Annotated in this window: 6 protein-coding genes; 2 read left to right on the top strand and 4 right to left on the bottom strand. The window is 35.3% G+C overall.

Annotated elements, in window-relative coordinates; translation table 11 throughout:
* The first annotated feature begins 436 nt into the window (after positions 1–436).
* Complete coding sequence (locus BLV99_RS17650; protein ID WP_092692990.1) at positions 437–1,078, top strand: RES family NAD+ phosphorylase; 642 nt, start codon at positions 437–439, stop codon at positions 1,076–1,078.
* Between the two features lie 34 nt (positions 1,079–1,112).
* Here BLV99_RS17650 and BLV99_RS17645 read toward each other — a convergent pair whose 3' ends face one another.
* Both BLV99_RS17645 and BLV99_RS17640 read right to left on the bottom strand, forming a co-directional pair.
* On the bottom strand, positions 1,113–1,787 hold the full coding sequence (locus tag BLV99_RS17645) for a hypothetical protein (protein WP_092692988.1): 675 nt from the start codon (positions 1,785–1,787) through the stop codon (positions 1,113–1,115).
* A gap of 100 nt (positions 1,788–1,887) precedes the next feature.
* Positions 1,888–2,787: a replication initiation protein gene (locus BLV99_RS17640; protein WP_171259200.1), complete on the bottom strand. Its 900-nt coding sequence runs from the start codon at positions 2,785–2,787 to the stop codon at positions 1,888–1,890.
* Between the two features lie 655 nt (positions 2,788–3,442).
* On the opposite strand from BLV99_RS17640, the gene BLV99_RS17635 reads away from it, so the two are divergent.
* Positions 3,443–3,910: a hypothetical protein gene (locus tag BLV99_RS17635; protein WP_092692985.1), complete on the top strand. Its 468-nt coding sequence runs from the start codon at positions 3,443–3,445 to the stop codon at positions 3,908–3,910.
* A 57-nt stretch (positions 3,911–3,967) separates the two neighbouring features.
* Here the strand turns inward: BLV99_RS17635 and BLV99_RS18160 are convergent, their stop codons facing one another.
* Both BLV99_RS18160 and mobC read right to left on the bottom strand, forming a co-directional pair.
* On the bottom strand, positions 3,968–6,490 hold the full coding sequence (locus BLV99_RS18160; protein WP_139243574.1) for a relaxase/mobilization nuclease domain-containing protein: 2,523 nt from the start codon (positions 6,488–6,490) through the stop codon (positions 3,968–3,970).
* Positions 6,480–6,901, bottom strand: a 422-nt coding sequence (gene mobC, locus BLV99_RS17615; RefSeq protein ID WP_139243572.1) for a plasmid mobilization relaxosome protein MobC, incomplete at its 5' end; no start/stop codon positions are given. The genes mobC and BLV99_RS18160, both read right to left, overlap by 11 nt.

Here is a 6,901-nt window from a genome sequence, read left to right as displayed (position 1 = left end):
TCTGTGATGGGCTACGGGTCTTAGGGTGGAACCCTAACAAGTCCCTGTATATCGAAAAACCGAAGGTTTTTTGTATATACAGGTAGGCTTGCTTAACTTATTTAAGTATCTAATTGTATTCTACTATATCGGTCAATATTTGTATAAAAAGATCAGAAAAGAGGTTAATTGAGTGATAACACTTAAATTTCGTATATGAGATTTTATCTTTAATAAATGGATTAAGGTGTGAAAATTTTATTTTAAATTAGCCTATATTATTGTTTTTTTTATTTTTTTTGACAAATTGGAATATGCAATATATCCTTTTTCCGCTGTAATAAATCGATATTTATTACTTATATGTGTTCCATTGGGCAAGCACTTTGGGACTAACAATACATAGCAATGAGAGAGTTTCTTATGCTGCAAATTAATTTATTTAAACGAGGTAAAAATGTTCACAAAATTAGAGGACGCCCTAAAGAATGACAAGTTAGATCAAATTTTTGCTCTTGAAAAGCAAGGTCAGTTAAACCTTACAAAGGTTATTAAAGCTGGAACTTTGTATTTTAAGGTGCAAGATGATTTTCACGAGGGGAATGGAATTTATTTTTCTTCCAAGGATGAAAGTAGATTTTCCATATTAGATAAGTCTAAGGGTACAATGTACTTAGCAGAATCACCACACACTGGGCTTCTAGAGTATTTTCATGATGCTAAAGATGAAGACGGTGGTTTTCTAGATAAGAGTGATCTAGAAAGTGGTTGTATGGCTGAAATTGAGATTATAAAAGATTTTCGAGTCTTAAATGTCTCTCAGTTTTCTCCTCATATTGATGTGCCAGTAGGAGAATTAATGGGGGACAATCCCATATATCCACTGACACAGCAGTTAGCTCAAAAATTATCAAAAATGTTTGATGGGATGGAATATGTATCGCGTCAAAATGGCGAACGATGTTTAGTCTTATGGTCTGATAACCAAGGCGAAGAGATACTCTTGAATAAGAGTGTTACGCACTTAGTTGATTATGAGCATGAATCTGTTAGCGCCAGAGTAATGCTACAACAAAAATGTGGTATTCAGATCACATAAAACAAGGTCTGGTTAATTTAAATTAGCCAGACTCTTACATTAAATTATTAGTGCCAAAGTTCTTCGCTAGAAGACGAAAATATTCCATTTGTTCTTCTGAACTACCTCTTTGTAATACATTAAGTATAGAAGTCTTTTCACTTTCACCCGGTATTTCAATTTTTTTGGTAAAGAAATTACACTTTCGTACAGCACTAACCTTATGGGTAATTAATGCTAAAAGTTCTGGAATTCCTTTTAACATGCCCTTTTCACTATTTTCTTCATGAGTTGAAAATTGAAAAACAGGGAATAAGTTCTCAGCCCCCCAGTTTATTACTATTAATTTATTAGTTTTCCCATATTTAATAACTGTCGGTGCAGTAACAGAGAGTAATTTCATGACAGTTGAAGACTTATGGACACCTCCATACTTTTCTATTTTTTTCAGAAAAGCTTGTCTAGCCTCGGCATATTCTTCCTGCTCAGTCTTTTCTGGTGTTTTATTATTTATTAGGCTTTGCATTAATGCTTCGGCTTTAATCTTAGACCAAAATTCTTCATCTGAAAGTGTCAATAAAATCTGTAAATTCTGATCAGGTAAAGAATCTATTGTCTTGATAAACTTTTTACTAATATTTTGTAAACGCTCTTGGATTAAGTTCGATACCAAATTTTCATGTTGAAGCTGATGGGAACTAGTCGTTCTTTTTATGCTTTCAGTAATCATGACAACCTCAAATTTTAAGATTTACATAATTAAAAATACATTAAATCTTAAACACTAGCAACAGTGCTTAAAATTTAATTTATTCTGCAACTCTCATTTTTTATGGTTTGAAGTCCGTTTTTTGATGTAGAGTTTTTAAAATTCGCTTAGCTGTTTCTTCCCTTACGCTTTTTGGATCTCGTAAAATTCCACTAATCCAAATTGCAAAAGTGGGGTAGTCAGGAAAATTACTTAGGTCAGAAAGGTCAGAAAGTTTAGATAAGATAGTGCTGTACTTGTTAATTTGAGCATCTGACATATTGCAGAATAGATCTACTGTATTTATATCTTTTTCAGGTGCTATAAGTTTTGGCTTAGGCTTCTCTTTCACAATAAACTTAAAACCAACCACAGACCGCCCTTGTTTTACGTTCTCATAAGTTAGAGCAATATCAGTATTAGCTGTGATTTCGTCTATTGATGGATGTATGACACGATCTTTTAGATTGCCAATACGTCTATAGGACTCAGGCAATCCCAATTGTTTGAATAGTTCATCAAGACTAATTTGGAAACTACCCATTGCTTGGTGTTTCTTAGCTAAATGGTATATATCGAATGAATAATCTTTTTTAAGAGTTAGAACAATATCCTTCTTATATTTTGTATATGGATTTAATTTGTCAAATTCTGTCAGCATCAATAAAACGATTTCAGGGAAGCGAATTGCAATACCACCTTCTTCATAAGTGCAATCAATAACCCAGTTAGACAGAACACGTTTACCTCTTTCATTGCTATAAGAGAAATTACGTTTAATTAGATTTCTACTGGCTATTTCTAGTTGTGTATATGCTGAGTGCGTTTTGATACCACACTCTTTTGCAAACTCTTCAGCCGTAATCAAAATTGTATCTTTTTCTTTTGCATGAGTTGTTCTTGCAATTGGACTAGCAAGTATTAGCAGACGCTTTTCATCAATATTCATGCTCTTAAAACATTCTTGAATATTATTTTGCATTACAACCCAATTGGCTGGGTATGTCTTTTTATTATCTTTCAAAACCATAAATCTACAAAGATGAAGTTGTAGAAAATAGTATAGTATTGATTGATTTTTGACTACGATTTTTGTAGTTTTTTAACATTAAACTACAATAATGTATTTGTAGTTTAATGTCCGGCATTTGTAGTTTCTAAGTCCGGCAAAAGTAGTTTTTTAAGTCCATTTTGTCCGGCATTTGTAGTTTAATGTCCGGCATTTGTAGTTTTTTAAAGTATGAAAGCATTGCTGCTAAAGGGCTAGAAGGGTGCCTAAAAGTATTTAAAAGCTTTTTAAAAGAATAAAAGGGATTTAAAGTCAAAATCAAAGACAATGGCACTCGCTTCGCTCGTGTCTTTTCAAAAACAAAAGCAACGTCAAAAGCATTAATAATGTATTCGCTATGCTCATACTTTTTTTAAAAGCAAAAAATCCAGAGTTCGCACCCATTCGGGATGCTCTGTACTGACCGTTTAAGATTAAAAGGGAGTTTGTAATCAGAGAAAAGGCATTGTTGAAATTTTGATGGTGCCTGTTCACTCGTAGACACTCGTTCTGTTCTTATTGAAAGAACTAATTATTTTAATCATGATTTTATTATAATATTTTTTTTTAAAAAACTAATGGTCATTAAATGATTGAGTGTATTGTTGAATGGATAAGAACTAATAATACAAATTTAAATTTTTTCATTTCTTTAGCTGTGCTTATGTTAACAACATACGCTGTTTTATATGCAAAAAAGCAAATTCAAATATCACATAAATTTAGATTTTCAGAACTTAAAGTACAGATATGCCAATTAGCTTCTGAAACTTCTCAAAAAAGTTTAAAAGTTTGGTATCTATTTGATGATTTAATAATAAAAAATCCAGAAAATCCAAAAAACATTGAGTATGAAGAAAGAAAAAATACTATTAAATTTCAATCACTATATGAAATAGATAAGGTTTTCGATGAAATCTTAAACTGTGATGAGCGTAATGCAAACATAGAGACATTAGAAGTATATCTCCTTACTTTAATTAAAATTAATAAAAGCCTGTCAGCTTTAGAAATTAATATACAAAGTGAAAAAAATAGTAAAGCGAATGGAATGTGAGCGACATAAAAATAAATCGCTCAATCCCCCTCTGATTACTGCTTTTGCTGAATTAGATTAAAAATCTAATTCAAAATCATCACTTCGTTTTGGTTTGTTTTCAGGTTCTGGACTTGGCTGTGAAAAATGTTTTTCAGCAATAGGGGCTTTTCTTTCTGTGATTAAGCTTTTTATGTCTTCAAAAGTATCTAAACAGTTTTGATATACCTGCCTTTTAGACTCAAAACGATCATTTTGTGGCTCTAAAATTACTTCGCATTTCAAATACTTCAGCATTATTTCATCATTTCTAATGATCTTCTCAATTTTGTCATAGTCGTAACTACTAAGGTTACGCCATGCACGGGACGTGTACTGCTGCAAGTTGTTTGCCTTTTCAGCGATACAGTCGATAAGGTCTAACAGGTTTTTGCTTCGGCATAACTCATCTTGCTTTTTAGAAAGTCTCTCATGACAGATATTATAATCTGGATAGTACCCGTCATACCTCAGCCTGAATTCCGATTCTAATTGCGGTTTTATTCTAATATTTTTAACTAATTCAGTTAGTTGTTCAAATTTTCGATCAATGATATTAAGTTGCCAAGCATTATTTCTAACTGCTGTAGTCGCTTGTCTTGAGTCTTCAAGTCTTCGTCTATACTGGTTGAGACTTTCAGTTGCGAGAGCTTCAAGAGAGCTTGTTCTAGGTCTGTCTGCTGTGCGCTGATCGTCTTTTGCACTGGTGATATCGCTGATTTCACTAAGTTGTTGATAGTATTGTTTAAATTTAGATGATTTAACGCTTGTGTTAATTGCGTTTGTAATTGGCTCATTAAGTTGGCTTGAAAGTTTTGCTGTAAATCCTGTGAAAAACTGCCCTGCTCGATTTTGGATAGCTCGCCTTTCAGTGCTGAGATCAAGGCTTGCTGTGCTACTTTCTCCGACTGCAAAATGCTGATTTTGTCCTGTAATCTCTGTTCTATTTCGCTGTAGCCGGTCAAGATGGTCTTTAATGAATCCACTTGTTGACTCAAAACCTTGTTTTGTTCTGCTAACAAGTTGTTTTGTTGCGTCAATAAGTTGTTTTGCTCTGTCAAAAAATGGTCGATTTCGGTTTGCATGCATTACCTCCGGAGGCTGTTCAAATAGTTGATTTGGTTTGTGATCGATTGTGCGTTCTGCTGAATTATTTGCTTTTGTGCTTCGATTGTTTTTAGGTTGCTTCGTGTTTGAAAGGCGAAATAAAAACTGATTGAAAGAATCAACACTGCAAATATCGCTATCCCCAGTAGTCCATGAAATGCTCTCTGGCTGTTCAATTTTTCCATCAAAAGGCTTTGGAACTGACTGTTGATCTGCTCGCTTTGGTTCGATATTGCTTGCCCGACTTGGGTTTGAATAGATTTCTCTAGGCTCGCTTGGTCGATCTCGATGCCCTGTAACTGACGGTTTATGGTCGCTTGGAGGTCTTGAAGTGAGACTGAAAACGAATCTATGCTCGATTTCACTTTTGATATTTCCGCCATATCTATATTCGCTAGCTGAGTCGACAATGCGTCTATTTGCGATTTGTAGCTCGCTGTCGTCTCTTTCAGGGATTGGGGTGATAGATTGCATATTTCGGTCAATATCGAGCTTAGATGCGATTTGAGGGCTATTGTCGTCTGCTGTACTTCCTGCAAAAGCATGCTGTTTTGAGTGATAGGCTGCTCGCTTTGTTCGATAGTCATCTCGAATGCTTTTAGCGTCTCGGATAGCCTGTGCAAGCTCGTTTGTAGTTGGTCGGCTTTCTGCTTCTGCTCTGAGACGCTCTGAATAAAGTCCAATTTCGAATTGTTCATTGTAAAAATCGCCTTTAAGTCGATGTTTTTTGCCATTGGTGAGAGTGACTGTTAAAAAATCTTTCCCTTGCTTGATTGACTCAATGCCTTTGACTTGCTTGATACACTCGACAATATCTGCCCTGTTTTCTGCTGTTTGGGTCTTTAAAAGTGTTTTGACGTAGTTATCAACGGTCTTACAAAACTGTTTTTTTGTGAGCGTCTCAAGGTCTTGGCTTATAAGAATGTTTTTTGCTTGGGCATTCAGCTTGGCAATGTGATTCGGCTCTTGTGTGGTCTGCATCAAAAGCAAGTCATCAGGACGTGACCACTGATATTTTGTGTTGAAGTAGTCCCGCAGCGAGTCAAAATGCTTTTCATGACCAGGGGGCGCAATATTCAGTGATTTTCCGCTTTGTATATCAAGGCGTGGTGCTAGAACGTGGATGTGCTTTGAGCCGTCATTGTCAGTGTGTAGCACTGCGAAAAGGTGGTACTGCGAGGGATCTAGCCCCGAAAATGCATGTTTTTCAAAATCGTTTAAAACTTCTTGGATTTGCTCATTAGTCGGATTGTCTTCTTTTGACCATGCAATGACTCCGCTTGTATATTTCCAAAGGTGAGGACTGGCATCACAAACTGCATTAAACGTAGTTGCATCACCTCTTAAAACTTCAACCCCTGCCCGAACATTGCCAAGATGATCAAGCTCATCTAAAACATAGGCTGAAGCGTGTGCTGCTGATCCTTTGCCATGATCTAAAAATTTAATATGCACTCTCGTCCTCCTCAGCCAGTTGTACCGAAGATAATTGCTTTTTAAGCCGTTCTGGGCTTTGTCTGCTGATTTTGGGAAGTGCAGGGAATACTTGTTCTAAATCGGTTTGAATACCTTTTAAAACTGAAAAAATTTTAAAAATATCTAACTTGCGTTGCTCTTGTGGATCAGCATTTTTAATGACGTTTAAGGCTCGGGCGATCTGATTTAAGTTATTACCGATTTTGGATAGCTCAAGCAGTAAATCAGGATCGGTCTTTTGGTAGCGTTTGACGACTTCGACTACTGTTTTGATTTTGGTCCGCGGTTGTAGTTCTTCTTCTTCTGGTCGTCTTACGGTTACAGCATCTTTCATAATTTCCCTTTGAATTAGAGACAGAATGAAGTCTGTAAAAGTCGTTTGCTCTTTTT

The organism is Acinetobacter kyonggiensis, from assembly GCF_900107285.1.
Taxonomy (GTDB): domain Bacteria; phylum Pseudomonadota; class Gammaproteobacteria; order Pseudomonadales; family Moraxellaceae; genus Acinetobacter; species Acinetobacter kyonggiensis.
Note: the sequence above shows the minus strand (reverse complement) of the source record. Positions and strands in the feature narration are given on the sequence as shown.